Annotated in this window: 4 protein-coding genes; all 4 read right to left on the bottom strand. The window is 41.0% G+C overall.

Features of this window, described 5'->3' with window-relative positions:
• On the bottom strand, positions 1–283 hold a 283-nt coding region (locus LMF89_RS25195), incomplete at its 3' end, for a hypothetical protein (RefSeq protein WP_229537558.1).
• A 189-nt stretch (positions 284–472) separates the two neighbouring features.
• Entirely contained in the window at positions 473–892 is a 420-nt protein-coding gene (locus LMF89_RS25190; RefSeq protein WP_229537557.1) for a phage tail assembly chaperone, read from the bottom strand.
• Positions 893–949: 57 nt separating this feature from the next.
• On the bottom strand, positions 950–1396 hold the full coding sequence (locus tag LMF89_RS25185) for a phage tail tube protein (protein WP_229537556.1): 447 nt from the start codon (positions 1394–1396) through the stop codon (positions 950–952).
• 13 nt (positions 1397–1409) lie between these two features.
• Positions 1410–2542, bottom strand: a 1133-nt coding sequence (locus LMF89_RS25180; protein ID WP_229537555.1) for a phage tail sheath family protein, incomplete at its 5' end; no start/stop codon positions are given.

Genomic DNA, 2542 nt, shown 5'->3' with positions numbered 1-2542 from the left:
TATTATAGATGGAAAGCATGGTATCTTTAAGACCACTCATTTCCGCCTCCGCCATGCCAGTAGAAGCTTGTACACCATTTAGCGCTTTATTTAGATTATCAGATACATGCATGACTGCCGTGCCAGCCGTTACAGCTGCAGCTCCTATTGCAACAAAGGCCATAGTCCCAACCTTGGCAAGTTGCTGAGATGCTTCAGCGTATTTTTCAGTCCGCCTAGCTAAATTATCAAGTTTCGCCGATATCCGATCTTGCATCTCAAATAATGCAAACATACTAGCCATCCGTTCACCTCCTTCTTCCTTTTTTCACTGCTTTTTGAGCATCCTTTTTTTCCTGCTCCATAACAAGTTCCTCTGAAGCAAGTAAAATGGACCTATGATACTCATCCATAAGCCAAAAATCTTGTGGCAAGAGGTGATGACGCTGCCAAATGCGATGAGCGAAAACGGCGTCATAATTTCCGCTCTTAATTAGTTTTTTGCTTTTTTTACCAGATCTTCGATCGTATCATCAAAGCCATTGAGCCTGGAACACGTCTGAATCCACTCCGTATACTCTCCAGGTAGGTTTAGGATTGCTTTGGCTAAATCCACAGGATCGATGCAATTATACGATTGCAGTAACTCTGCATTCTTAAAATCAGGAAACACCGTTGTTTCAATGCCAATTCTGCAAGAAAACCGATCTCTTTCAAAACTTTCGATCCGCTGTCCTTTGATATGCTGGATCGTCGTACAATCGTCTTTGATCCTATCGACGAGAGTAGTAGGAATTGCTTTAAATTTGAAAGGGATCGCCTGTCCTTCTTCATCCTCATACAACTTAGTGATCACCTTTTCTTCTTCCGGTAACTGCTTAGCTTTCCCTTTCATAAATGCTGACATATCCATATACATAAAACCTCCAATTTTATATTTTTATAAAAATAACATTCTAGAGAAAAAGCTCTAGAATGTTACGTTTAAAGGACTAATATAGTTGAAATCTTCAATCGTAAAAGGTAATTCATCTTGAATGACATCGCCTTCGGCATCAATATTAATAATAGTTACGCTATCAAAGTTTATCCCTGTCAAGGCAATTCTTTCTGTTCCACGACCGCTAGATTTGTCATCAACTACAGCAGTTCCATCAAGATAGATATCCTCACCTGTATCTTTATATTTCTGGAATAGCAAGCCAACATTAGAAGTGGCATGGTATTCCGTCACGGTTCCGCTGGCTGACATTCCGGTTGTCTTATGCCCAGTCATGCGTACGCCTAGGCGCTTTATTTCGGCCTTGTCCTTTTCCACAGTCAATTCAAGCTTAACACAATTAAACATTTCAATACCATCTAGAAAGAACCGACCTTCTTTTGCCGAAATGGTATCTTGGCTTTTGTACTTACTCATACATCACACCCTCCTATTTCACAACTACATCAAAGTAGAATTTTTCCATACTATCTACTGGCTGTACACCAACTTTGGCCCATACTTCATCACCAACCGATTTCTTCGCATCAATAATAAAGTCATTATCCTTATCAAGGTTCTGAATTGCTTTCGCTGTCTGCAGCGTATCTAGGTACCCGTCAACTACAGCCTGTTTTAGCAGTGCTTGTCCATCTGGATTATTGTCAATTTTGCCTATGTAGCTGTCAGAGAAGGTTCGGAGCAGATCATTTGCAATATTATCAAGTACTCGAATGACCCGGTTTTTGCTAAACCGCTGATTCTTCGTTTGATCATAGGTGTGTAAAGAATTAATATCCTGCTCTACCTTCGTTTTTTCACCATCAAACTGAAATATAAAATTCCCAGCAAGCAATCCATTAATATACCCAAGGTTACCAAGTCTTGGGTTTGCATCCACAGCACCTTCATAAGCAGAATAGGTAAGGGATTGAACCATAGAAGCTCCTGCAGTTGCACCGGCAACCCATGGCACTGCACCTAAAGCATCTAGAACCGTACCATCATTTAAAATAACACCATTCTTGACATTAATAATGCCTTCATAATCAGCGTTATAGTCAGCAAGAACACCAACAATCTTTTTACCTTCGTCCTCTCTAAGCTTTTTCACCCAAGTCGCAAACGACACCTTAAGAGTCGGATCAGAAACTGGATACGCCACCACATTAAACAATTGTGTCTCGCAAGCAGATAGAAATTCCGTATAATCGGAATTAATCACAGCTCCATTTGTACCATTGGCAAGAGTCGTGCCGGCAGTTGCTGGAATAGCACCTGTTCCGCTGAATATAACCCAGTCATTGGCCTGCAAATCCTCGACCTTTGCAACACTTTGCTCATCTTTTACACGGTCGTCTACATAGGTTTTGATGTCCATAAGCGTTTCATCTACCACATTGACAGAGGCTTTGATAATAATGTCATTGCCTCTAGTTCCGCTATATTTTGCAGTTGCAGTCGCTGTCCCCCAGGTTGCTTTGGCCTTATCTCCTTCATTGAGTCGATAGACCAAAATCACTTTTGCCCTTTTATATGCCTCACGAACAGCCAGCATTTCAGTGTCGTTAATGTCATAACCAA

Origin of the sequence: Pelosinus baikalensis (assembly GCF_020819555.1) — a bacterium.
Taxonomy (GTDB): domain Bacteria; phylum Bacillota; class Negativicutes; order DSM-13327; family DSM-13327; genus Pelosinus; species Pelosinus baikalensis.
This window is presented reverse-complemented; position numbering and strand designations above follow the sequence as displayed.

Excerpts from the sequence above, each read along its gene's own strand:
- LMF89_RS25190 (WP_229537557.1), bottom strand. The coding sequence starts at position 892 with ATGGATATGTCAGCATTTATGAAAGGGAAAGCTAAGCAGTTACCGGAA.
- LMF89_RS25185 (WP_229537556.1), bottom strand. The coding sequence starts at position 1,396 with ATGAGTAAGTACAAAAGCCAAGATACCATTTCGGCAAAAGAAGGTCGG.